The 23,811-nt window shown below is 45.7% G+C and carries 19 protein-coding genes; 10 read left to right on the forward strand and 9 right to left on the reverse strand.

The genetic code is table 11. From position 1 onward, the window contains the following. Positions 1-317 precede the first annotated feature (317 nt). The 6 genes from PPO43_RS11545 (at position 318) to PPO43_RS11570 (ending at position 5,838) form a co-directional block, all read left to right on the forward strand. Positions 318-1,202 (forward strand): mechanosensitive ion channel family protein, encoded by an 885-nt coding sequence (locus PPO43_RS11545; protein ID WP_272617920.1) that lies wholly within the window; start codon positions 318-320, stop codon positions 1,200-1,202. Further along, complete coding sequence (locus PPO43_RS11550; protein WP_272617922.1) at positions 1,195-1,893, forward strand: DUF4956 domain-containing protein; 699 nt, start codon at positions 1,195-1,197, stop codon at positions 1,891-1,893. Before PPO43_RS11545 ends, PPO43_RS11550 begins: the two co-directional genes overlap by 8 nt. A 162-nt stretch (positions 1,894-2,055) precedes the next feature. After that, positions 2,056-2,724, forward strand: a complete 669-nt coding sequence (locus tag PPO43_RS11555) for a VTC domain-containing protein (protein WP_272617924.1) — start codon at positions 2,056-2,058, stop codon at positions 2,722-2,724. A 9-nt stretch (positions 2,725-2,733) separates the two neighbouring features. Next, positions 2,734-3,477 (forward strand): hypothetical protein, encoded by a 744-nt coding sequence (locus PPO43_RS11560; RefSeq protein ID WP_272617926.1) that lies wholly within the window; start codon positions 2,734-2,736, stop codon positions 3,475-3,477. A gap of 233 nt (positions 3,478-3,710) precedes the next feature. Then, the gene (locus PPO43_RS11565) at positions 3,711-4,685 is read left to right on the forward strand and encodes a toxin-antitoxin system YwqK family antitoxin (protein WP_272617928.1); all 975 of its coding nucleotides are present in this window, start codon (positions 3,711-3,713) and stop codon (positions 4,683-4,685) included. A 7-nt stretch (positions 4,686-4,692) separates the two neighbouring features. Then, on the forward strand, positions 4,693-5,838 hold the full coding sequence (locus PPO43_RS11570; protein WP_272617930.1) for a vWA domain-containing protein: 1,146 nt from the start codon (positions 4,693-4,695) through the stop codon (positions 5,836-5,838). Positions 5,839-5,840: 2 nt separating this feature from the next. Here the strand turns inward: PPO43_RS11570 and PPO43_RS11575 are convergent, their stop codons facing one another. Together PPO43_RS11575 and PPO43_RS11580 are read right to left on the reverse strand one after the other, a co-directional pair. Continuing rightward, a complete protein-coding gene (locus tag PPO43_RS11575; RefSeq protein WP_272617932.1) occupies positions 5,841-5,963 on the reverse strand; it encodes a hypothetical protein in 123 nt (40 codons plus the stop codon). 3 nt (positions 5,964-5,966) lie between these two features. Beyond that, positions 5,967-6,281: a YbjQ family protein gene (locus PPO43_RS11580; RefSeq protein WP_272617933.1), complete on the reverse strand. Its 315-nt coding sequence runs from the start codon at positions 6,279-6,281 to the stop codon at positions 5,967-5,969. Positions 6,282-6,659: 378 nt separating this feature from the next. Between PPO43_RS11580 and PPO43_RS11585 the strand changes: the two genes are divergently transcribed. After that, complete coding sequence (locus PPO43_RS11585; RefSeq protein WP_272617935.1) at positions 6,660-7,865, forward strand: GTP-binding protein; 1,206 nt, start codon at positions 6,660-6,662, stop codon at positions 7,863-7,865. Between the two features lie 282 nt (positions 7,866-8,147). Here PPO43_RS11585 and PPO43_RS11590 read toward each other — a convergent pair whose 3' ends face one another. The 3 genes from PPO43_RS11590 to PPO43_RS11600 form a co-directional block, all read right to left on the reverse strand. Further along, positions 8,148-8,798 (reverse strand): tetratricopeptide repeat protein, encoded by a 651-nt coding sequence (locus PPO43_RS11590; RefSeq protein WP_272617937.1) that lies wholly within the window; start codon positions 8,796-8,798, stop codon positions 8,148-8,150. Between the two features lie 5 nt (positions 8,799-8,803). Next, complete coding sequence (gene rseP, locus PPO43_RS11595; protein WP_272617939.1) at positions 8,804-10,144, reverse strand: RIP metalloprotease RseP; 1,341 nt, start codon at positions 10,142-10,144, stop codon at positions 8,804-8,806. Between the two features lie 467 nt (positions 10,145-10,611). Further along, positions 10,612-15,318, reverse strand: a complete 4,707-nt coding sequence (locus tag PPO43_RS11600) for an MG2 domain-containing protein (protein WP_272617941.1) — start codon at positions 15,316-15,318, stop codon at positions 10,612-10,614. Between the two features lie 248 nt (positions 15,319-15,566). Between PPO43_RS11600 and PPO43_RS11605 the strand changes: the two genes are divergently transcribed. The 3 genes from PPO43_RS11605 (at position 15,567) to PPO43_RS11615 (ending at position 20,850) form a co-directional block, all read left to right on the forward strand. Next, entirely contained in the window at positions 15,567-15,968 is a 402-nt protein-coding gene (locus PPO43_RS11605) for a hypothetical protein (protein ID WP_272617944.1), read from the forward strand. Between the two features lie 51 nt (positions 15,969-16,019). Next, positions 16,020-16,868, forward strand: a complete 849-nt coding sequence (gene lgt, locus PPO43_RS11610; protein WP_272617945.1) for a prolipoprotein diacylglyceryl transferase — start codon at positions 16,020-16,022, stop codon at positions 16,866-16,868. Positions 16,869-17,835: 967 nt separating this feature from the next. Further along, positions 17,836-20,850: a DNA helicase gene (locus tag PPO43_RS11615; protein ID WP_272617946.1), complete on the forward strand. Its 3,015-nt coding sequence runs from the start codon at positions 17,836-17,838 to the stop codon at positions 20,848-20,850. Between the two features lie 67 nt (positions 20,851-20,917). On the opposite strand, the gene aroB is transcribed toward PPO43_RS11615, so the two are convergent. The 4 genes from aroB to PPO43_RS11635 all read right to left on the reverse strand — a co-directional run bounded on the left by aroB (position 20,918) and on the right by PPO43_RS11635 (position 23,758). Then, positions 20,918-22,006 (reverse strand): 3-dehydroquinate synthase, encoded by a 1,089-nt coding sequence (aroB, locus tag PPO43_RS11620; protein ID WP_272617948.1) that lies wholly within the window; start codon positions 22,004-22,006, stop codon positions 20,918-20,920. Between the two features lie 479 nt (positions 22,007-22,485). Then, complete coding sequence (locus PPO43_RS11625) at positions 22,486-23,013, reverse strand: 1,2-dihydroxy-3-keto-5-methylthiopentene dioxygenase (RefSeq protein ID WP_272617950.1); 528 nt, start codon at positions 23,011-23,013, stop codon at positions 22,486-22,488. A 3-nt stretch (positions 23,014-23,016) separates the two neighbouring features. Further along, entirely contained in the window at positions 23,017-23,328 is a 312-nt protein-coding gene (locus tag PPO43_RS11630) for a DUF4286 family protein (RefSeq protein WP_272617952.1), read from the reverse strand. A 10-nt stretch (positions 23,329-23,338) separates the two neighbouring features. Further along, complete coding sequence (locus PPO43_RS11635) at positions 23,339-23,758, reverse strand: Fur family transcriptional regulator (protein WP_272617954.1); 420 nt, start codon at positions 23,756-23,758, stop codon at positions 23,339-23,341. Positions 23,759-23,811 lie beyond the last annotated feature (53 nt).

The raw sequence follows: 23,811 nt of genomic DNA on the forward strand, positions 1-23,811 counted from the left end.
GCCTAGCTAACACTTACCCCTAAGGTCCAATTCTTTTTAGAGTTGGACCTTTTTTATTTTTTTGGGCCTCCCGCCTTCGGCGGGCGCTACGTTTCGGGGCTCGCAGGTCTGCTCGGCCCTTCGCCGCCTCTGGCGGCTCGGTCTGGCCTGCGGCCACCCCTACACATCGCTAGGCCATTTGCCCCGCTTCTTCGCTCCAAAATCTACCGAATAAAGCGTGACGGAAGAAGAAAAAGCAACTCTATAGAACTGAGTTCTAAAGCAAAACTCGTATTTTTAGCGAGCCAAAATTATCTATTAGTCCACAATTTTTTTCTATGATTGATTATCAAACGCTACTGACCAACCTCTTTAATATGGTAATGGAGTATGCCCCTCGGCTGATTTTAGCCCTGGCCTTACTCTATTTTGGCCTCAAAATTATCGGCCAAGGGATGAAGCTGATTAACAATCTGCTGAAAAAGAATGATTTTGATAAAGACCTTCGCCCCTTTATTATTAGCCTAGTTTCGGCAGCACTCAAGATCCTTTTGGCCATTTCTGTAGTCGATATTGTAGGCGTAGAAACAACCTCTTTTGTCGCCGTTTTGGCTTCTATTGGTTTTGCCGTAGGTTTGGCCCTACAAGGTAGCTTGAGCAATATCTCTAGCGGTATTCTTATACTGATTTTTAAACCCTTCCGAACAGGAGATATGGTCCGTGCTGGCGAGTATATGGGCCGAGTCAAGGAAATACAGATTTTTAATACCATTCTAGAAACTTTAGACCATCGCCGCATCGTCATTCCCAATAAACTATTGACCGATGAAGCCCTAGAAAATATTTCGGCCGCTGGAATTATCCGCGTATCCGCCCCCGTGGGCATTAGCTATTCTGCAGATATTGACCAGGCTCGCCGAGTGGCCCGAGAAGTGATCGCCGGCTGCCCTTTTGCCGTCTCTGATAGCGCCTACCAACATCAAGTGAATGTATTGGCCCTAGGTGCCTCTTCTGTAGACTTAGAGGTTTGGGTTTGGGCCAAAGCCGATGATTATTGGGAAACCCTATTTTATATGGAGGAATACCTCAAAAAAGCTTTTGATAAGGCTGGAATCGAAATTCCCTTTTCTCAGGTGGATGTCAATTTTAAGCCCAGTTCAGAATATCGCTTGTCGGTAGATACTGTGGTCCAGCAAAAAGGAGGACAGAAAGAGCATGAATAGTTTATACGAAAGGCTGCAGCTATATGGCCAAGATTTGCTCAATAGCATTCACCCCATTGATCTGGTCATCAATTTATTGTTAGTCACTTTACTGAGCTGGCTTTTGGCCACTATTTATGTGCGCTATGGCAGAACGCTATCTAATCGCAAGCGATTTGCTGCCAATTTTATGCCTTTGGCCCTTACCACTATGCTCGTTATGTTGATTGTTAAATCTTCTTTGACGCTTTCCTTGGGATTGGTGGGTGCGCTTTCTATTGTGCGCTTTAGAGCGGCGATTAAGGAGCCAGAAGAGCTTAGTTATTTGTTTATTGTGATTGGTTTGGGCCTAGCGGCTGGGGCCAATCAGCCCTTTTTGGCGCTGATCTTATTTAGCTTTTTGAGTTTGGCCATTTTGGCCAATTACTGGATGCGGTCAGGGGCTTATTACCAAAAAGAGGGAGCGCTTTATTTGGAGTTGCGAACCGATTTGGAAGAGCCCGTTTTGATTGAGCAAAGTCTAAAAAAAATATTGGGACCCAAATTACAGCTTCGCCGAATGGATGCGCTAGGAGAGGGGATGGGCTTGGAGCTTTCTTTTTCTTTGCCCGCTTGTGAAACGGCCCAATTGGAAGCGGCCCAAAAAGCGCTGCAAGCGCTTTCTGCGAATACGAGCTTTTTGGTGGTGGCCCAAACGGATCTGCCACTTTAAGATTGGTCTAGGGGAGCGAAGCGACCGGCCTAGCGATGTGTAGGGGTGGCCGCAGGCCAGACCGAGCCGCCAGAGGCGGCGAAGGGCCGAGCAGACCTGCGAGCCCCGAAACGTAGCGCCCGCCGAAGGCGGGAGGCCCCAAAAAAATATAAAAGTATCTGAATGTCTTTAAAAGAGCAAACGGCTTGGCGATACGAGCGTAAGTATGTAGTTTTAGGGTATCGGCCGGCAGAAATAGAGATTTTGCTGCGGCAGTTGCCTTTTGCTTGGCGGAGACAGCATGCGCCTCGTTGGCTGCACAATATTTATTTTGACAGTATGGATTGGCATTGTTATCGGGCCAATTTGGCGGGTAGCAGTCAGCGCTATAAGTATCGTTTGCGTTTTTATGGGCCTTGGCAGAATGCTTGGCAGCCGGGGCGTTTGGAGTTGAAGCAAAAAGCTGGAGAGCTGGGGCAAAAGCAGATTTGGGCCTTGCCTAATTTGGATGTTAACTCGCCAAAAATGCAATTGGCGGCTATGCTTGAGCATAGTTTGCACAAAGGTTATTCTTGGGCCCCAAAAATCTATAATTGTTATTATAGGCAGTATTATTCGGCTTTGGATGGGCGTTTGCGTTTGACCTTGGATAGTCAGCAAGCGGCCATGGCTATTTGGCCTAGTTCTTATTGGCAGCCTAGAGGAAAAAGGCCAATGCAGGGCTTAATTTTGGAGTTGAAATATGCTGAGGAAGAGGCTGCTTTGGCAGAAGAATTGGCGCTGCAAATACCTTTTCGCTTGAGTAAAAACTCGAAGTATATACAGGCGGTACAGCAATCTTATCGCCTTTAAAAATAAGTTATGGCAAAGAAAACGAAGAAAATTGCGAAGGAAGATCGTCTGATTGAGTTGGAGGTGCAGAAGGCGGCCCAAGCGTATTTGGAGCATTATTATAAGACACAGGAACGGCCAAAAGTGCTTTATTCTAATTTGGAGGAGCGGACCAAGCACAAGTATGGGATGAAGCGAGCGGATGGACTTTTAGCCTATCCGATGAGTCGGAGCAAGGCCTATGTAGTGTCGATGGAAGCCAAATCGCACAAAACCTTAAAAGCATTAAAGCCGTATCGAATAGATAAGCTTTGGATAAAAGATAGTTTTTGGCATGGTTTGCTATTTACGATTTTATCTGGAGTTATGTTTTTTGTTTGGCGGATGACCGAAGAGTCTTTTTGGATTCGCTTTATGATTCCTTTGGGGGTACTTTTGGGGGCTTCTGCGCTTTACGCCTACATTTTTAGAAATAGCTACAAATATCAAGAGATGAAGGTGATTCATCAGGTCTTTCAATATCCTGCAAATGAGCAATGGTTATCCTTGTCTAATGATTCTTTTGAGATGATTGATCCAAAATTGCAGGACAACCTAATTAAAATTTGTAAGGCTAGGGGAGTTGGTGTACTTATGGTAGATCCCAAAAAAAATGTGGCCATGGTTCATGGCCCTAAAAAGCGAGGAAAACGCTGGTTTGGTGATTATTTGCACTTCTATCATGCAGAAGATGATATTCGAAAACAATTGGGATTGAAAATAAAGCAAAAATAACTACTATTTGTGACATTGGTTGATTCTTTAGTGTGCTGATTTGTTTTAAAAAATAGAATAGAAAAGCGTACCTTATGTGACGGCCAATAGTCTATAGCTGAAACTAAGCTCAGCAGCTTAATTTATAACTAATTACATCCGAAATAGAATTCGGATTATAGTATATATTTTTCAGATCTAAAAGTGTAACTTTGCGGGAATATCTGCTCTAACATTCTATAAACAAGCAAATTATGCGTTATTTTATATATTCATTTTGCGCGATTCTCTGTTGCAGCACTTTTTCTGTTCTTCATGCTCAACGAGAGGTCAAGGAAGAATGGCCTAATGGTCAAACCAAGGCTAAAGGTCAACTTAATGCAGAAAACAGAAAAGTAGGTAATTGGGAATATTTCTATGAAAATGGCAATAAAGAAGCTGAGGGTAATTATAATGGCCGTTCTATTTCCAAAACTATAGAGGTCTGTAAAAAATCTAAACGTAGCGCATTGGAAGAGGACTATAGTGCTAGAGAAGGTCAATGGATCTTTTATTATGGCTCTGGAGATAAAAAAGCTACGGTTAATTATCAGGGGGGATGCCCAGCTGGAAAAATGCAGCGATGGCATAAGAATGGTGAAAAAGCAGAAGAAGTAGAGTATGTAGATTGCCGTCCGATTGGTGCCAGAATACTTTGGGATAAAGAGGGACGTAAATACTTTGAAACACAGTTATTGGGTGGAGGCAAAACCATGGATGTAGAATGGTATGCTAATGGTCAAATGAAATCACAAATCCCTTATCGCAATGGCGATCAATACGGCCGTGTAAAACGTTGGTACAACAATGGCCAAAAGGAAGAAGATGTCATGATGAAGGAGACTCGGGTCCATGGTAGTTACCGCTCTTGGTACCAAAATGGCTCGCCTCAACGCCAGTTCTTCTCGATCAATAATGTAATGAGTGGAGAGTATAAGGAATGGAGTGAGTCGGGGCAGCTAATTCGAGAAATTGTTGAGATGCAAGATGAAAAAGCGATCTTGGTCAAAAGCTATTGGGATAATGGCCAATTAAAATATCAAGGAAAATCGAATATGCCTCCTTCTTTGAGTATTCACCGCTGGTCGCAAACCCGCCAAGGTAGCTGGGTGTATTGGGACCGTGAAGGGAATGTAATGAAAACTGAATACTACGATAATGGCCGCTTGAGAACTACCGAAATGCCTTAACCCTAAGATGCAAGAAGAATTTAGTACTATCCAAAAGTGGCGCTTGTTACTTGGCAAAGCTGCCGAAAATCCAGAAGATCAAACGGAATTATCAACAGAGGCTGCGGCAATGGACCAATGTCTAGGGGCTTTGTATAATCAAAATGACGGACAAGCGGGCTTGGGCGACTCTTCGCCTCAAGTGAACCGTTGGCTAGGCGATATTCGCAAGTATTTTCCCGCCCCCCTGGTCCAAATTATGCAAAAAGATGCCTTTGATCGCCTTGGCTTAGAAGAGATGTTGCTCGAACCTGAGCTGCTAGAGTCTTTAGAACCCAATGTTGAACTACTCAGTACTTTACTCTCTCTCAATAAGGTTATTCCCGAAAAAACAAGAGAAACAGCCCGTCTACTGGTCCAAAAAGTGGTCGAAGAACTCAAAAGAAAGTTAGAAAATCCCATGCGCCAAGCCGTTAAAGGCGCATTAAATCGCTCTGTTCGCAACCGTCGGCCCCGACATAATGAAATTGATTGGCTACGAACAATCCGCCTCAACCTTAAGCATTATCAACAAAGCTACAAAACGGTAGTGCCCGAACGCCTGATTGGATCGGGTAAGAAAGGCCAAGCCCTAAAAGAAATTATTTTGTGTGTGGACCAAAGTGGCTCTATGGGCAGCTCTCTGGTCTATAGCTCCATTTTTGGCGCTGTTCTCGCCTCTTTACCTGCCCTTCACTCAAAAATGATCGTTTTTGATACCGAGGTGGTCGATCTTAGCGCCTATATGCAAGAACCTGTTGATTTGCTTTTTGGTACCCAATTGGGCGGGGGCACCGACATCAATAAGGCGCTAGCTTATGCCCAAAAAACAATTCGATCGCCTCAAAATACTACTTTGGTCCTCATTAGCGACCTCTATGAAGGAGGCGACAGCCAAGCCCTACTCCAAAGAGTGGCCCAACTCAAAAAAATGGGCGTGCAGCTCATTTCACTGCTCGCCCTAAACGATCAAGGAGCCCCTATCTACGATCGAGATATGGCCCAAAAATTTGCCCAATTAGGGAGCCCAGCTTTTGCCTGCACTCCCCAACAATTTCCTAGTTTGATTGCCGCAGCCCTAGAGAAAAAAGATATTCACCATTGGTTGAATCAAGAAGGCATTAGCCCAAAATAAGGCTAATTATCTCGCTCCTCAAAGTTCTCCTTTTTGCGCTTTTCCATCTTTAAAGACCAAAAATAGGCAATCAAAATCAATATGCAGAGGGTAGTCCCTCCATAAATGATAAATACAATCCACATCTTTTATTTCAATTTTACAGCCGTCCCATAAGCCAAGATTTCAGAGGCTCCCTGGGTAATCGTTGAACTCGTAAAACGTACATTGACAACAGCATCAGCGCCTAAATCTTCGGCATCCTGAATCATTCGTTGTAAGGCCTGCTCTCGAGCATCAGCCTGTAGTTTGGTGTACTCTTCAATTTCACCCCCCACAATATTTTTGAGGCCAGCAAAAAAATCACGGCCAACATTTCTTGCCCGAACGGTGCTGCCTCGAACCAAACCCAAAACTTTTTGGATTTCCTGGCCAGCAAGGCTTTCTGTATTCGATATAATCATAGGGGGATGTTTATAGTTTCCCCAAATTACATTTTTCTATTTAGACTTTCTCCTTTTAAGCTCATTTTTTAATAGGCTGTTTTGGGGCTGCCCCTCCCTGCGGTCGGGTCGGGCTATGTCAGGGCTCGCAGGTCTGCTCGGCCCTGCGCCGCCTTCGGCGGCTGGGTCTGGCCCTACGGGCCACCCTTTTCTATCCCTCAGCCATTCTGGGCTTTCGCCTAGAATAAAATGAGGCATTTTTGATAAAATGAATTGAGGCTGCCCCTTATCAGAATACAAAATAGAGGCCCTATAAAATAAAAAATGCAACATTGTTGCGTTTTTTATTTTCCTCCTACTTATATTTGCAACATTGTTGCACTTTTATAAAGATGAAAAATGGCAGAACAGCAATTAGGAGTGACTATTCTCAGTGGTTTTTTGGGCGCAGGCAAAACCACGCTACTCAAGCATATTTTAGAAAATCAAGAGGGGCTAAAAGTGGCCTTAATCGTTAATGATATGGCCGAGCTAAATATTGATGCTCGGCTGATTAAGCAAGACCAAGCCATTAGACAAACAGAAGAAAAAATGGTTGAGCTAAGTAATGGCTGTATTTGCTGCACGCTTCGCGAAGACTTGATTATAGAAGCTACAGCCTTAGCCAAAACAGGCGATTTCGATTACCTTCTGATTGAAAGCACAGGCATTAGCGAGCCTGTTCCCTTGGCCCAAACCTTTAGCCTAGAGGGTATAGAGGGCAATGAAGAGCTGCGCTCTCTTTGTCGCCTAGATTGTATGGTCACCGTAGTGGATGCTAGCCGCTTTCTACAAGACTTTTCTAGCGCAGATAATATCGTTGATCGACAACTAACTGATGATCTTAACGATACTCGTCCGATCGTTAATCTACTTACCGAACAGATTGAGTTTGCCAATCTGATTTTACTCAATAAAACAGACTTGGTGACGGAAGAGGAAAAAGAACAACTGATTCATCTTTTGCGCAAGTTTAATGCTGGGGCCAAAATTATTGCTACGCAAGAGTCTAAGGTGGACCTGCAGGAGCTGATCAATACCCATAGTTTTGACTATGAAGAGGCCGCACAATCTGCTGCTTGGATACAAGAGCTTCAAGGAGAGCATCATCCAGAATCTGAAGAATATGGCATTGGCTCTTTTGTTTTTAGAGATCCTCGGCCCTTTCATCCCGAGCGCTTTTGGAATTGGCTCAGTCAAGAGTTTCCCCAAGATATTTTGCGTTCTAAAGGCATGTTTTGGATAGCTAGCCGTCCCAAATTGGCTCTTAACTGGTCGCAAGCGGGGGGGAGCTTAAGAGCGGATTTGGCTGGTTACTGGTGGGGCAGTTTTACGCAAGAAGAACTGGACCAACATCCCGTTTTTCAGGCACATAAGGAGACCCTTTTAGCGCGTTGGAATCCGCCCTTTGATGATCGCCTCAATGAGTTGGTCTTTATCGGTCTAGATTTAGACGTTCCTACTTATCGCAAAGAATTAGCGGCTTGCCTTTGTACGGAAGAAGAGATCCAAGCTTGGAAAGATGGCGAGTTTTACGCCACAGATCCTTTTCCAAGATTTTCATAGATAGTTTTTTGGTTTTTTGATTGTGCGCTTCTGCCCAAAAGGGGGAGAGGCGCTTTTTTATGGTCCAAAATAGGCAGCTTGGCTGCCTTGGCCGAAGGCCAAATGGCCCAGCGCTGCGCAGCGGTGGGCGTAGCCCAGACCCAGTTTTTTTGAGCGCAGCGAAAAAAAACGCAGGGCCGAGCGAATAGCGAGCCGCGCAGCCTAGCGGCGGCCGCCCGCCCCTTGAAGGGCGGCCGCGGGCCCAAAAAAAATCCCTTCACTAGAAAAGTAAAGGGATCAATTTTATTTTTTGGGAACAAATTTAAGCGAAATGCGCTCCCGCTCTAAGGCCTTTTTGCGTTTGGAAAACCACCAATAAAAAGAACCCGAAAGGGCCGCGACGAAGAGGCCAAATCCTAGCACCATTGCCAATAAACCAGTAGTGGAAAAATTGGCCTGCGCCCCAAAATAAAGACCTGCAAGCAGTAGGCCCGCAAGAGGCATTAGCCCCAGCATGGCCCAACGCATTTGGTTGCGGCTCTGATTGTATTTTTCAATTGCAGTTTCTACTCCAGAGAAAAAAGGATTATGCGATTGCATCTGCAAACCTTGTTGGCAAAGCTGCAAACTGCGCTCATAATCACTCTGCTTATGTTCGGCCAAATAACGCAATTTGTAAGCATCTGTTAGCAATAAATGGCAAGCCAAATGATAAGGCTCAATGGCCTTGGCGGTCTCTAATTGCTCGATGGCTTTATCGTAGTTCTTCGCCTTGTAATAGTTGCTTCCCAACTTAAAGCGCTGTTCAAACTCTTGGTCCAAAGCTTTTTGCTCTTCAGGCGTTAAATTGAGTTCGCCAAGGGCAATACGAAAATCCTGCTCGCCAAAATGAGTCGGGCGAGATTGTATTTGGAGCAGTTTCTCCAGGTATTTTTGCAGGATCTTCTCTTCCATATGTATTATCCTTTAAACCAACGAATGAAATCCATGCCGTTAGCAAACAACAATAGGCTAATGAGCAAAATAAAGCCCACCACTTGGGCCTTCTCCATGACTTTTTGAGGTACAGGGCGGCGCATAATGATTTCTACCAATAGAAAGACCGCATGTCCACCATCCAAAGCTGGAATAGGCAAAAGATTCATAAAGCCCAAAATGAGCGAAAGTATAGCCGTCATATACCAGAAGCGCTCCCATTGCCATTCTGTTGGGAATAATTTGGCAATGGAAATAAATCCACCTAAGCTTTCACTTGCTTTGACATGACCACTTCCCGTGACCATTTGTCCCATGGCCTTAACATTCGAGTAGAGAAATCCCCAACCCTTTTGTAGCCCTAGTGGGAAAGCCGTCAAGGGACCATGCTCAATGGTTTCATACGTTAAATAACGATCAGGACCAAATGGCGCCACCCCTACTTTTCCATCTTCATTAGGCGTCATTTTGAGCACAATTGGCTTATCCGCTCCAGATCGGATAACGGTAACACTCAACTCCTGATCTTTATGACGCTGCACTTCCCGAACAAATTCATCAAAAAAGTGAACCTCCATCCCATTACAGGCAATAATCGAATCTTCTTTTTGCATACCTGCCTTCGCAGCAGGAGAGGCTTTAACCACTTCTCCAGCAACCATAGGTACCCGAATTTCCATAAAGCCTGCCTTATTAGACGCTAGCTTGCTCGCCGTGCTATCTGGAATGTTCAACTCAATTCTAGCCCCTTCGCGTTCTACCTCCAAGGTCTTGGCCATATTGATGACAATCTCTTGCAAAACGGTACCCGTGGTAAAATAATCGAGCTCCTTATCACCAACTTTAAAGATTTTATCTCCAGTTTTTAAACCCATTTCTTGGCCGAGTTCCTGAACGGCAACGCCATAGCGAACATTTGCCGTAGGCAGTTTGCTCTCGCCATAAACCCAAAGCAACATCCCAAAAATGAAGAAACCTAGAATGAAATTGACGGTTACTCCGCCCAACATCACAATCAAACGTTGCCAAGCGGGCTTAGAGCGAAACTCCCACTCCTGTGGTGGCTGATTGAGCTGCTCGGTGTCCATGCTCTCGTCAATCATGCCCGCAATTTTTACATAGCCCCCCAAAGGCAGCCAACCCACGCCCCATTCTGTCTCGCCTCGCTGCGTCTTAAAGAGTGAAAACCAAGGATCAAAAAAGAGATAGAATTTTTCTACGCGCATGCCAAACCAACGAGCCGGCAAAAAGTGGCCAAACTCATGTAAGGTGACCAAAATGGATAAACTAAGGATAAATTGTATTGCGACAATCAGATATTCCATATATGAAATGATAAAAGGTATTGGGGCCAAAAGTCCCCTATTATAAGGTATTCTCCGATGAATAAGAATTACCCATCAGGCTTTATTTCAAGTCCATTTAACTTCGCAAACTTACTAAAAGTTTGTCAGATTAGCCCTCGGCCCTGTTAAAAACTTCCAAAGGTGGAGGCTTTGCCCCTTTTTTAACCCCTCTTATCTATCCTGCATAGGGCCTAACTATTTGTTTATAAAGGGATATGTAGGTAATTTGGGGCCTTCGCCTCGCTGCGCTCGTCGGCGCTACGTTTCGCAGCTCGCTGTTCGCTCGGCCCTGCGGCGGCAAAGCCGCCTGGGGCTGGCCCTTTGGGCCACTGCTGCACATCGCTAAGCCTGCGGGCGCTCCGCGCCCTGCTAAACGCAAAGAACAGCCGTCTTTGGACCAAAAAAAGAGCCGCCTATAAAAAATAGGCGGCTGTAGTGTTTAGCCCTTAAGGCAAAATATTGATCGCTAAGGGGGCGGCCCATTGCCGCTCTTCCTGTGTATAATAACGGAAAACAGAAGAGGCCGAGCTCTCATAGCTTCCAGGAATATCAGCTTTGAGCGCCAACTGAAAACTGCGCTCTTCCTGGGCCTGTAGTTGGTCCAAATGTAAAACCACAAAGTCTTCAAATAACTCAAAATGCTCAAAATGTCCCTGCTCTTGCAAGACTTTAAGCTGGCGAAGTTGGGGAGATAAGCCTGCCGGAATGCCAATCATGGCCATCACTACGGGCTGGTTTTGCTCTCCTTCTGCTTTCAATTTGACTTCTAAGCTGGCCTGCTGTCCCATCTGAATCTCTTTTTGCAAAAGCTGCGTTTTCAAACGCAACACAGAAGCTGCTGAGTTTTGAGGGAGCTTAGTGTTGTAAGCCAGTTCTAACTCAAAGGGAAGTGCTTGCTTACAGCCTTCATAACGCAATTCTATGCTTTGTTTGCCTGTGCTGAGGTAGGGCGTCAAATCGGGTAGTACAATTTCTTTCTGGCCAGCAACAAACTCCTGACTAAAGAGCTTCTTCCCATCTTTATAGACCAAAATACGGCCTGATTCTGCTGCCCGTTTATTCAATTCGGTATAGGCTAATATGGCCTTAAGGGCCAAAACAGTTCCTTGGGTAGACCCATAACCATAGTAGTTTTTGCAGTTGGGCAAAAAATCTATGGCTTTGGTCACTTTAGCCGTCAAGCCATCATAACGCATGAGGGCAATTGCTGTTAGGGCGGTGGCTTCTGCTAAAAGGGCCTGACCTGTAGAGTTGACCACAGAGCATTTTGCTCCTTTATAGGCTCCATCTTTTTGTTGGGCCGCCCGCAAGAAGGGGAGAAGGTTTTTACCTCTGCTATCTTTGGCCGCCCAAAGGGCATTGGCTACTAAAGCCGTGAGATAAGGATCTTCAGATTTTACAGCCTGCTTATAACTAGCAGATAGTTCCTTTTCAATTTCTTGGCCTAGGCCTGCCTCTGCTAAAGCCCAAACAATATAAGCATCGGTAATTTCAGAAGTGGCCCAAGAATGTAGATGATTGGGATTTTTTTTCCAACCTCCTTTGCCATCACGTCTAGATAATAACCATTTTTGCGTGCGCTCTATCAAAGCGGGATCAACATCAAATACAGCTTGCATATCAATGAATTGCATCAAGCCATAGGCGGTTAGGGCCTCATGTCCAGGGTCTCGTCCCCACCAATCAAAACCTCCAGAGGGCGATTCATAGCCGGTCAAACGGCCATAGCCTACTTCTAGGTATTGTTTGGCCTGCGCTTCTAGGGCGGGGCGGCTCTGATTGCTACTTCTTAGATAATTTAGAGCCAAAAGGTTCGGGTAGTTGCTACTAGAGGTTTGCTCAAAGCAACCAGAGGGCATTCGCATCATGCTCGCAATGCCATCCATAACTTGGTCCAAACTATTGGGGTAAATTTTAAACTGAGCGCGAATACTTCCCGCTACAGGCTTTTCTAAGTTCAGCTGCATACGGTTCTTTAAGCCTTGTCCCGCATAAACTGAACGAATAGGAAACCCCTTATCTAAGATTTCTAACTCTTGCTCCATCGCATCATTAAAAGCCTCCCCTTTTAGTTGTAGGACTAACTTTCCCGATTGGGCCGTTTGCCCAATTTTGACCGCCACAAATTTAGTGATGGCCGTTGCAGGGGCTAACTCAATCATTTGCCCCAAATCGCTAAGTAGTTCTACCCCCTGAGGAAGCTGCAAACTGAGCTGCACTTTCTGAAGCTGACTACTACGGTTGGCTATGCTTACCGGAATTTCTAAACGATCCTGCTTAAGGACCTGCGCTGGGAGCTTGGTCGATAAGCTCAAAGGGGTTTGCACAAAGAAACGACTGCTTTGGCGACCAACACCAGTCGCTTGTCCACAACCCTCTACCACAACTTTAAACTGCGTAATGGCATCGCTACAATAAAAACTTAGCTTAGCCCGCCCATTCTCTAGTTGAATTAGGGGCTCCCAGTATAAGGTTTTTCTAAAATCCGTCCGCTTTTCAGGCATGGCCTGCTCTGCTGTATAAACAGGGGCATAGAAGTTTCTAGCTCGGTCGATTTGCATGACCACCTGACGGAAAGCCGCCTCTTTATGAAGCTGCTCTCGTCTAGGCATGGGCTTGGGCATGCGCTTGTTCATGACTCGGTCTTTTTCTACTAATTCAGCCACTTCCCCTAATGCCTCTTTTTTTTCTTCTTCCATAGCCCCTTCAGGCGCTAGTTCATCTTCTTTTTCGTCTACAAATACTTCTTCTAGCTCAGGCTCATTTTCTACCATTGCGGGAGGGGGCGGTGGAGGAGGGGGCGGCGGTGGAGGAACTCCCACACCTCCAATCATTCCATTTCTCTCCCCTTCTAGCTCTAAGACAGCATCATCAAACTGAGGAGACTCTAATCGTCTTATCTGAGCCTGCTTTTTCGCACGACTTAGATTTAATTTAGCTATAGCAATTTCTTTTTTGCGCTCTACTAAGGCCTTTTTGCTAAACTGAAGGTTGGCCGTACGCTTTTCTCCTTTTCCTTGAAGCAAAACCCGCTTTGTGGGCAAAAAGATTGACCCCTGAACAAGTCGAGCTTCGGTAACTTCTTCCGAAATACTAATCTGATATTCTCCTTTGTTGTTAATCTTGGCCTCACCTAGATAGCGACCACGACCATAAAACTGTAGTTTACCTTTTTTAAAGTGGCGATCAGGCTTTTCTTCCTGCTGTACTTTTCCCGATAGTTTAATTTGGCGATAGTAGAGGACATTGCTCTGTTGGCCATAAACCGAAAAGCTAATGACTTGGTCAAAAAAGCCCTGATTACTCAATTTTGCTTGTACGGCTCCTTGATAATTGGGCCAGAATATATTGTATTCTCCAGCTTCATTAGTGCTAAAGCTTTTGCCCGCTAATTGAAGTTGAATATTTGGAATGCCTTGCCCTTGAGCATCAACAATTTTGCCCCAAAAACGGGCTTTTTCTGCGCTATAAGCATTGTTAGGGGCTTGCTCCAACTGTTTCCAGTCAAAGCTTCGCCAGCCCTGCGTGAGAAGAAGCTGGTCCAAAGCTGTAGGACGATGAATATGGGGCTTTTCTCGTTCCAAATCGTCTACAGAATCAAAGTAAAAGTTGGGGGAGGCAATCTTGCCCTTCAACTGACTGCTCAATAAAAGGCTAGCCAAAATATGTGGCTCTTCATCATCGGCAAAGCTGAGCAAACTTTCATCTACCACAGATAGTCCAAACTGCCCATTTACGGGCTTCCCTAAATGGTCCGTTATCCGAATATTTAATTCTACTAACTCTCGAGGAAGATATTTCTCTTTGGCGGTTTGAATCTGAATTTGCAAGCGCTTCTCGCTATTAGCAAAGATTAAACGCTCAGCTATAGGTCGCATCTGCTCATCAAATAAGGTCATTTGAACAAGGCCCATAGGCAAATCAGCTATAGGAATCTGCAAAGGGGTACTTCCTGCAACAAGCTGTAAGTCTTTACTATAATAAGGCTTATACTGTTGGTGTAGGACTAGAAAAGCAGCCTGCTCTTTAGTGCTCAATAAATCTAAGTCTAAAAACTGACTGTTCTGATTGCGTAAACGTAAGCCCATACTTTTATTAGACTGTACCTCAGGTAAAACAAAACTATCTTGTTTTACCTTGGGACTTAGCACTTTGGCATAATAACGCTCTCCCGACTTGGGCTGAATCAATAAACTGCCCATGCCCGCATGATAACTACTAAAATCTTGGATGTACTGGCCCTGCGCATTAAATATTTGTCCAGAAATAGCTACGGCCTGCCCTTTTTCATCTACTGCTTTAAATGCCAGTGTCTGCCGAAATTTAGGCAATAAATTCCCCCCTTCTGCAAAGAATTGTAGGTCCACTTGCCCCATTTGTAGGGGAACAGGGCGAGCAATGGCTTCTTGTTGTCCCTCAAAGGGAAAAAAGATATTGAGTAGGGCCTGTTGCGTAGACTCCTCTTTGGGGAGTTGAGTCTGTACCAAAGCTTGGCCCATCCCATTTGTTTTCCCTTGGCCTTCTTTTATTTTTCTACCATTTATAATTAAGTGATAGCTAAATACCTGATTAGCCAAAGGTTGTTTGTCGAGCTGCTGTAACTGAAGCTCGGCATTGACCTGCTGCCCTAAGGCATAGGATTTCTCCTGAAAGCGAAGCCGCATATTTAAACGAGGTAGCACAGGCTTTTGAACCTGAATCTCTCGCTCGTAAAATTGCTGACTATTCTTTTGCCATTGGGTGTAGGCCTTTATCTTATAATAACCTCCAGAAAGACTAGCAGGCAACTGAAAATCACCAGCAGTTTGTCCATTTTCTAGGGTATAGCGCTTTTTATCCAATACCTGCCCTTTCCCATTGAGCAGCTCCACATAAACAATCTCCGAAATTGTAGAGGGAGAGAGATCAATAGGATTACGCAAATAAACAGAAAACCAAAGATCTTCTCCCGGCTGATAAATAGGCCGATCGCATTGCAAATAGACCAATTCTTGGCCCCGATCATTTTGCCTCTGGTCCATTTTAGTCTGCAATTGCTTCAATTTAGGATGATTAGAAAATGGCGAGCCCCCCGAAAGAGCATAGCCAATTCCTAAGCTAAATAGCAACAAGCTAGACAAAGCAAGTAGCTTAGAATGACGGAATAAATACATAGGGATTGCAAAGTTAAGTGAGTGAATTTTTTTAGATAAGTAACCAAAGAGAAGCCTTTTTTAAAATAAAAAACAAGCCTTTGCTTTATCTACTCAAAAGATGCAGCATCTTTATAAACTGGTGGCTTAGCCCGTTACATTTTTAAAGAATTTGAGGAAAAATGATTGGATCCTATAAAAAAATACTATTTTAAAATCCATTGTAATTCCCTATTGAAGCCTACAAATAATATTCTTCCTAAATTTTAATGGATAAACTAATGGAACTAAAAGGGCTAACTTTACACTACCATCCTCAAGAACATTTTATTGAGGGTAAATTTTCAGGCGTAGCTATTTTTGAAACTGGATTACAAGCTATGCAATTAATTATAGAGGCTATTGAAAAACACGATTGCCCCTATGTGTTTTTTGATGTTTCAGAAACGCTTTCTATGTCTACTACCTCAGAAAACTTTGAGTTTGGTAGTAACCTGATGGATCTTGGGCTCTCAGATGATCGCTATCGTTGGAGCATTTACTATAAAGTGGATCCTCATATCTATGAGTTTTTATATGATCTGGCTAAAATGCAAGGGATTAGCTATATTCATATAGATAAAGATAAGGAGTCGGCTATGAAATGGTTGATGCAGGAAAAAAAAGCCTAAGTCAATTATTTTTTTCTACTTTTGTGGCAAGTTATTTTTAAACCTGCCCGTATGAATTTCCTACTCAATTATATTCCCTGGTCCCCTGATCCAGTGCTCTTCCGCCTCGGAAGCTTTGAACTCCGCTATTACTCGCTCCTCTTTGCCCTAGGCTTTATCTTCGGCTATATAATTATCCTTAGACTAGTCAAAAAAGAAGGAGAAAAACCCGAGTTGCTGGACCAATTTCTTATGTATGTGGTAGTCGGAACCATCCTAGGCGCCCGCCTTGGTCATTGTATTTTCTATGATTGGGAGTACTTTTCTCAACACCCACTAGAAATAATCTTGCCTGTACAATTTGAACCCGAGTTCCAGTTTACAGGCTTTAGAGGCCTTGCCAGCCATGGCGGCGCCTTTGGTATTACAGCCGCTTTGCTGCTTTTGGCCCGCAAACAAAAGAAATCAATCTTCTGGTACCTCGATAAATTGGCGGTGGTGGTCCCCCTTGCAGGTATGTTTATCCGCTTGGGCAATCTCATGAACTCCGAAATTGTTGGAGAACCCACTGATCTAGCCTGGGCCTTCCAATTTAGACTTATGAGCCCCCATGATGGAGATCCCATGGAGCCCAGACATCCTACTCAGCTCTATGAGGCTATTAGCTACCTAGCCATTTTTGGCTTTATGTTTTGGTACTACGCAAAACGCTACGGAAAAGTCCTAGAAGGACAAGTATTCGGGGTTTTCTTTGCCCTCCTTTTCTTTGATCGCTTCTTGTTGGAGTATACCAAAATCAATGAAGGAATTGGAGAAGATGCCTTGATTAACATGGGACAAATCTTGTCGATCCCTTTTGTCCTTATCGGCCTCTACCTAGCTTGGTCCAAAAATAAACCCCCTACACCAAAAACGACCTAACGATATAAAGCCTCCTCTTTAGGAGGCTTTTTTTTGGGGCCTCCGCTGCGGCTTCGCCTTGCGGCGCTACGTTGCGCAGCTCGCTATTCGCTCGGCCCTGCGCGGGCTATGCCCGCTTGGTCTGCGGCTGCGCCGCACTGCTTCACATCGCTAGGCCGTTCTGGCCTACGGCCAGTTGGGACCAAATACCATAGTTGGAGCAACCCCAACTAGTACTGGCCATTACATCGGACCATTGGCTGGAAAAAAAATGGTCTGAAAGAACTTCCCAGGGCATTGGCTGGAAAAATAATGTAGTAAAACAACTGCATTGGACCATTAGCTGGAAAAAAAATGGTCTGAAAGAACTTCCCAGGGCATTGGCTGGAAAAATAATGTAGTAAAACAACTGCATTGGACCATTGGCTGGAAAAAAAAAGGTCTGATAGAACTTCCCAGCGCATTGGCTGGAAAAATAATGTAGCAAAACAACTGTATTGGACCATTAGCTGGAAAAAAAATGGTCTGATAGAACTTCCCAGCGCATTGGCTGGAAAAATAATGTAGTAAAACAACTGCATCAGCGCATTGGCTAGAGAAATAATGTAGCAAAACTAATGTATTGGCTTTATGAGGGAAGTCAGAAGTCTATAAAGGGAGAAAATAGGACCATCAGCCGAGCTAGAAAGCCATAAAAACAACAACAGGGGAGGCTAGGCGGAGCTAGGACCTACTGGCCGCAGGCCAGAACGGCTGAGGGATGGGCAGCAGGGCCGCCAAAGGCGGCAGACCGAGGCGCTTTGCGCCGAAGGGCCGAGCGATTAGCGAGCTGCGAGACAGCCCGACCCCGAAGGAACGAGGGGGCAGCCCCAAAAAGAAATACACTTAAAGAAAAGAGGGCTAGAATAGAAAGAAAAAGAGCGTAGGGAAAAAAATTATCAAATTCAGTAGACTTGATTATTTTAGAGCAAACATAATTTATATCTCTATGTCGCAGCCCACAGATACTTCTTCTAGCAAGCAGCTCCTTTTGCAGGCCCTTGAACAACTCAATGTATTGCCCTTAGATGAGCGGCAATTGGATTTATGGTTACTAAATGCCCTGGGGGCAGAATTGCCCGTGCGTTTATTGGCTAAATTGCTCAAGCAAAAGGAATTTGAGTTTGGTTTGGACCTTCGGCAGCATAAGCAGCTAGAAAGTACCGAAAAAGCAAGGCTTGCCGCTATGCAGGAGCGTTTTAGTAGCTTGGCTAATCAGCAACAGAAACTGCAGTTGGGTTTTCCTTTATTGCTTTTAGAGGATGAGGATTTGGGGCAGCTAGTGCAGGCCCCCATTTTTATCTGGGAGTTGCAACTGGAGGAGGCTGGAGATGGGGATCCAAGGCATTGGATGCTCTCTTATGACTCGGCTTCGGCTTTACAGTATAATGAGTTATTACAGAACTATTTGATTAGTCGCTTTAAGCTAGATTGGGAAGAAATTTTGCCTCCAAAAGAGGAGCTCAAGGCCCAAACTTTACTAGATGCCTTAAATCAGTTGGCGGAGAAGTTGGGTTTGGATGCACCGGGCTTGCCTAAGCTATACCCTTGTCCACATCCGCAATTGGCGGAGGAGGAGCGGCCCAAGAATGCCATTTATTGGGCGGGAATATTGGGTCAATTGGAGCAGCTTGAGCAGTTAGATAGTGATTTACCCATAGGTTTGAAGGGCTGTCCCAAGCCTATTTGGCATAGCCAGCTAGCTGCGCTGCCCGTTAGTGGGCCTGAGCGCAGCTTATTGCAGGCGGTATTCAAGGGCCAGAACGTTCAGCAATTGCAGAGTACTGTTGGGCTGCCTCGTTTGCCTATTGCTGCTATTGCGGGCCTATTGGCCGATGGGGGTAATGCCCTTATCATTTGCCCTTTGAATCGGATAGAGGCCTATCAGAACCAGTTTTTGGAACAGGGCGTTTTGCCTGCGCCTGCTTGGGTGTGGAAGAACAAAGAAGAGGCTCGTGCGCAACTGTTTGAGCTCTTGGCCAAGGAACCCAAAAAGCAATCGGATAAGGATCAGGCGAGTTATCAGTTGCAGCTGCAAAAATATCTTTTGCAGTTGCATAAATTGGATCAGGGGCAGGAGGCTTTGGGCCAAGAGGGCTTATTGGGCGAAGATTGGAGCCAGATGTTGGGCCGTTATTTGGGCTATCAGCAGGAAGAAGGCAAGCAATTTTTGTCGAGAATCTTGCAAAAGGAAGATTATATCTTTAGTCCCAAAGAGTTTGAGGAACTCTTGCAGGCAATTAGGGAGCAGGAGGCGCTTTTTGCGCCAATTCGGAGCTTAGCCCACCCTTTGAGTCAGTTGAGAGATGAGCTCTTTTTAGAAAATACAGAGCTAGAAGCGGAGCAGCTTTTGCAAAAGGAATTGCCCTGGAAAACGGAGGAGTTCCGTCAGTTGCATTTGGATTATAGCAGCTTTTTGGATGCCTACTATGATGAGTTATTGTTGCATCATCAGCAGCATGCGATGGCCTTGCGTAGGCAATTGGATCGTCTGCAGGAGATGATGGCCATTTATGAGAAGGTATATGGCGATGAGTTTGGGGAAAATAGAGCGGGTTATAGCAATCGCTTGCGCCTGATGTCTGTATTTTCTAAGCGTCATCAGCAACTTTTGGCGGCCAAGCAGCAAATTGCCGAGGAATACGAGCAATTGTTATCGCTTTATGATAGCAAGCGATACTTTGTCTTTGAGCTGAAAGAAATGAGGCAGTTTAACAGCTTGAATGCGCTCTATCAGCACATTCAGGAGTTTGAAAAGCAGGCGCAGCATTGGAGTCAGCGCTTAGCCAAGCAAATGCGGGAGAAGGTCAATGCCTTAGCGTTGAGTTCTATCTTGCCTTTGGATCGGAAATCGCAATTGCAGCGTTTAGAGGACCGTCTGTTAGAAGCCTTAGAGGGCTTGAACGCCCTGCCTTTCTTTAAAAAGCGCTTTAGCGTAGCGGCTGATTCTTTGGCAGCTAGAGAGCAATTCTTGCGAGATAGCTTTGCGCAACTATTGGCCATAGAAGAGGAGTTGCCCAACTTCTTAGCTTTTTATCGCTGGCGGAAGCATTGGTTGTTATTGGGCAAGCGGGGGCGGCAGTTGCTCAAGGCTTTAATTGCTAGTCGTCCTAAGTCATGGGAAACGGCTTTTAAGAGCTGGTATTACTACAATTATTTATCGGCCACCTATTCATTGGCCTTGCCTTCGGCAAGGACCGATTTGCAGGACCTATTGGAGCAGGAGCGCAGCTTGCAGCCTCATTTGAGAGAGGCGGCCCGCAAGAATGTTGCTTTGCGGAATGAAGAATTACGTCAGGATTGGAAGAAAAACAATAAGTTGCCTTTATCGCAAGGGAGCCGAATTTGGCAGGATGAAAGCCTGGGGGCGTTAATACAGACTTTGGGTTGGGAGCGCATACATCAGTTGTCTCCAGTAATCATTGCTACGCCTGCCATGCTAGAAGAATTTTTGCCAGAGCGTTTGGCGCATTTTGAATTGGTCCTTTTAGAATCTGGGGAGCAAATGCCTGCAGAGCGGAGCCGTCGTTTGTTGCAATTGGGGGCTCAGCAATGGAGTGTAGGGGAGTTACCTTTGAGTAGTTTTAGGGGACAATCGGCTGCTGCTTATTCGATGCAGCCCAAGGCCTTGAGTTTGCCAGCTCCTAGTTTTGGTCAGGCGCTCAAAAGCTATTTGGGGCGTTATATTGATGAGGAGCGTTTGCTGGCCAATCAGAAAGTAGAGGGCGTTTGGGCCAACTTATTGGTAGAGTCTAGTCGAGCGGGAGAAAAACCCTTAGTCCTTTTATTGGATGGTTGGATGAAACAGCAAGCTTCAGGCGATTATTTATCGGCGGTAGAGTCCCAGAATCGTTTAGCTCAAGAGGGCTATTGGGTATTGGAGTTGTATTCTTTCAACTTTTGGCAAAATACGGAGGGAGAGTTGAGGACTTTGGCTGCGGCTATATTGAATTGGGATAAGTAGGCCATCAAAAAAAAGTCCTTGCTACTTTATTTAGGTAGCAAGGACTTTTGTCTGAAGAGAGAACTGCCTAACCCCCTAAAGCAAAAGCCACGGCTTCCCAAATACGGTCTTCTTCTGTATAGGGAATGCTTTGATTAAACTGGCCTTGGCCGATAGCGGAAATGAGGGTAAAACTATGGGTTTTACCTTCATTTTTTTTGTCTTGTCGAAGGAGGGGGAAGAAGCTATTGGGGGGGATTTGAGCGAGGGGGAAGCTTGGGTAGAGGGGACGGATAGCGGTCTCAATTTGGTCCAATTCCTTTTGGGGGAGTTGGAGGTATTGGGCCGAGAGGTAAGCTTCGGCCAGGAGGCCGAGGGCCACGGCTTCTCCGTGCAGGAGGGGTTGAGGGCTGTTCCAGCTCAGGCTTTCTAGGGCGTGGCCGATAGAATGTCCAAAATTCAGTAGTTTTCGGAGGCCCTTTTCTTGAGGGTCTTGGTCCACAATATGGTCCTTAATCTGGATAGAGTGGGCAATAATTTGTTGCCAGCGGTCCATATCTTGCAGGGGGGGCATTTCTTGAAGTTGGGGCCAGCTTTGGGCATCGGCAATCAGGCTATGTTTAAGGATTTCGGCCCAGCCGCTGCGGACTTCTGCTGGGGGGAGGGTTTTGATAAAGGGGGGATAAATCAGGACCATTTTAGGGAATTGAAAGAGGCCAATCCCATTTTTGAGTCCTTGAAAATCGATGCCTAGTTTACCGCCTACAGAGGCGTCTACCTGGGCCAGCAGGCTAGTTGGCATTTGGATAAAATCGAAACCTCTTTTAAAGGTAGCGGCCACAAAGCCGCCCATATCGCCAATGACGCCACCGCCCAGATTGATCAGCAGGCTATTTCGCTGAGCGCCTTTTTGGAGGAGTTGGGTCCAGAGGTTTTGGCAAGTTTGGAGGTTTTTATGGTCCTCACCGGCGGGGATTTGGAGCAAATGGGGCGAGTAAGGGCTTAGGATGGGGGCCAAAATGGGCCAACAATCTCTTTGGGTATTTTCATCGAGTAGGACGAAAATTTGCCCATAATTTCCGCCTTCTATTTGCTCCTTGAGTGCTTGAAAATCGGCCTGAGCAAAATGGATAGGGTAGGGGCTGTGCAGCGCAGTGCTTGGATCATTTTGGAACATGGCTATTGGGCATTTAGGACCTATATATAGAAAAGGTTTTGGGGCTGCCCCGCCCTTCGGTCGGGTCGGGCTGTCTCGCAGCTCGCTGTTCGCTCGGCCCTTCGGCGCCTTCAGCGCCTCGGTCTGCCGCCTTTGGCGGCCCTGCTGTCCATCCCTCAGCCTGCGGCGGCTTTGCCGCCTGCAAACTGTAAAAATCTACAGCAAAGGGGGCTGAAAAGGGGGGCTAAAAGCAAAGAAGTGGGTGGAGCGGCCTAGCGATGTGGAGCAGTGGCCGTTAGGCCAGACCGAGCCGCTGAAAGCGGCGAAGGGCCGAGCGAATAGCGAGCTGCGAAACGTAGCGCCGACGAGCGTAGCGAGGCGGAGGCCCAAAAAAAGCAGCGAGCTGCGCAACGACAACAAGGCCTTTAGGCCGCAGTTCGACGACCAAAGGGAGTAACCGCCGCAAGGCGAAGCCGCAGCGGAGGCCCCAAATAAAAAACTTATTCTGCGGCATATTTTTGGGCTAAATTGCTGCCGGTATAGTGGGGCACCCAGCCTTCCATATCGATAAAAATGCGGATGGCTTTGACCGAGGGATTATCTTTGCCGGCATCGAACCAATGTTTACTATTGGCGGGGACTGAGATGAGGTCGCCGGCTTGGCAAAGCACGTTAAATATGGGGGCATTGGGGAGGTGGAACCAGAAGAGGCCTTGGCCTTCGACGAAGAAGCGGACCTCATCTTCGGTATGGGTATGTTCATCGAGGAATTTGGCTCGGATAGCGGGGTAGTTGGGGGTTTCGCTATTGATATTGATTACATCGGCCACCTTATAGCCATTTTGGTTCATATAGGGTTGGAGGACATGTTCGTAGGCGGCGAGGATTTCTTCTTGGCTAGCTTGGAGGGAAAGTTTTTCTTTAGCTTGCCATTGGTCGAAGAGGATTCCTTTTTGGGCCAGAAAATCTTGAATTTCCTTAGGGTTATTGGATTGGAAATTCTGGTCGGGAATATTTAGGATAGCCATAGATTAGGAATTTTGTTGAAGTTCGAGAACGGTACGAAAAGAGAGGCATTTAGTGCCATATTTTTGGGCCATTTGGGCGTGGAAGTCATTGGAGAACTTAGCTTGGAATCGTTGGAGGAGGCGAAGTTCTTGGCAGTGGAGTTGGATAGCGAAGCTAGCGCCTTCTTCATCTCTGGGGAAGAGGACCTTAGAAAATTGGAAATTGGTAAAGAGGCCAGTATCCATGATAGCGGGGATATGTTCTTGATGCATCCAGTCCTTCCATTCTTGGAGGATATCGGGATCTACTTTATGGGTGATATTGAGAATAAACATAAGCTATTGATTAGTCTTGGCAATTGGGGCAATGCCCGATGATTAAAATTTGTTGTTCTTGGGCGCTAAAGCCTTGGGGGAGTTGGATAGGGGGGATGGGGGTATGGTTGAGGCAGAAAGTGCGTTCGCATATATTACAGCGGAAATGCAGATGGTCGTCACTATGTTTATGTTTTTGGCAACTATTATCCTGGCAGAGGGCATATTGGATGCTGTCTTGTTCGCTAGCGACGCGATGGAGCAGGCCATTTTGCTCAAAGGTTTTGAGGTTTCGGTAGAGGGTCACGCGGTCGAATTGGCCGTTGAGGGCTTTTTCTATTTGGGCGTGAGAGAGGGCATAGTCTTTTTGGATAAAGACATTTAGGATAGCCCTTCGGATGGGCGTATTACGGATTTTATGTTTCTTGAGTAGTTGGATAGGGGTTGACATAATGTAAAGTAATTTAGACTTCTTCTAAATAAAAATAGAGGTTAATAAAAGCT

Source organism: Saprospira sp. CCB-QB6, from assembly GCF_028464065.1.
Classification (GTDB): domain Bacteria; phylum Bacteroidota; class Bacteroidia; order Chitinophagales; family Saprospiraceae; genus Saprospira.

Bases quoted from the DNA above. Each gene is read 5' to 3' on its own strand.
- PPO43_RS11545 (WP_272617920.1), top strand. From the start codon at position 318: ATGATTGATTATCAAACGCTACTGACCAACCTCTTTAATATGGTAATG.
- PPO43_RS11550 (WP_272617922.1), top strand. From the start codon at position 1,195: ATGAATAGTTTATACGAAAGGCTGCAGCTATATGGCCAAGATTTGCTC.
- PPO43_RS11555 (WP_272617924.1), top strand. From the start codon at position 2,056: ATGTCTTTAAAAGAGCAAACGGCTTGGCGATACGAGCGTAAGTATGTA.
- PPO43_RS11560 (WP_272617926.1), top strand. From the start codon at position 2,734: ATGGCAAAGAAAACGAAGAAAATTGCGAAGGAAGATCGTCTGATTGAG.
- PPO43_RS11565 (WP_272617928.1), top strand. From the start codon at position 3,711: ATGCGTTATTTTATATATTCATTTTGCGCGATTCTCTGTTGCAGCACT.
- PPO43_RS11570 (WP_272617930.1), top strand. From the start codon at position 4,693: ATGCAAGAAGAATTTAGTACTATCCAAAAGTGGCGCTTGTTACTTGGC.
- PPO43_RS11575 (WP_272617932.1), bottom strand. From the start codon at position 5,963: ATGTGGATTGTATTTATCATTTATGGAGGGACTACCCTCTGCATATTG.
- PPO43_RS11580 (WP_272617933.1), bottom strand. From the start codon at position 6,281: ATGATTATATCGAATACAGAAAGCCTTGCTGGCCAGGAAATCCAAAAA.
- PPO43_RS11585 (WP_272617935.1), top strand. From the start codon at position 6,660: ATGGCAGAACAGCAATTAGGAGTGACTATTCTCAGTGGTTTTTTGGGC.
- PPO43_RS11590 (WP_272617937.1), bottom strand. From the start codon at position 8,798: ATGGAAGAGAAGATCCTGCAAAAATACCTGGAGAAACTGCTCCAAATA.
- rseP (WP_272617939.1), bottom strand. From the start codon at position 10,144: ATGGAATATCTGATTGTCGCAATACAATTTATCCTTAGTTTATCCATT.
- PPO43_RS11600 (WP_272617941.1), bottom strand. From the start codon at position 15,318: ATGTATTTATTCCGTCATTCTAAGCTACTTGCTTTGTCTAGCTTGTTG.
- PPO43_RS11605 (WP_272617944.1), top strand. From the start codon at position 15,567: ATGGATAAACTAATGGAACTAAAAGGGCTAACTTTACACTACCATCCT.
- lgt (WP_272617945.1), top strand. From the start codon at position 16,020: ATGAATTTCCTACTCAATTATATTCCCTGGTCCCCTGATCCAGTGCTC.
- PPO43_RS11615 (WP_272617946.1), top strand. From the start codon at position 17,836: ATGTCGCAGCCCACAGATACTTCTTCTAGCAAGCAGCTCCTTTTGCAG.
- aroB (WP_272617948.1), bottom strand. From the start codon at position 22,006: ATGTTCCAAAATGATCCAAGCACTGCGCTGCACAGCCCCTACCCTATC.
- PPO43_RS11625 (WP_272617950.1), bottom strand. From the start codon at position 23,013: ATGGCTATCCTAAATATTCCCGACCAGAATTTCCAATCCAATAACCCT.
- PPO43_RS11630 (WP_272617952.1), bottom strand. From the start codon at position 23,328: ATGTTTATTCTCAATATCACCCATAAAGTAGATCCCGATATCCTCCAA.
- PPO43_RS11635 (WP_272617954.1), bottom strand. From the start codon at position 23,758: ATGTCAACCCCTATCCAACTACTCAAGAAACATAAAATCCGTAATACG.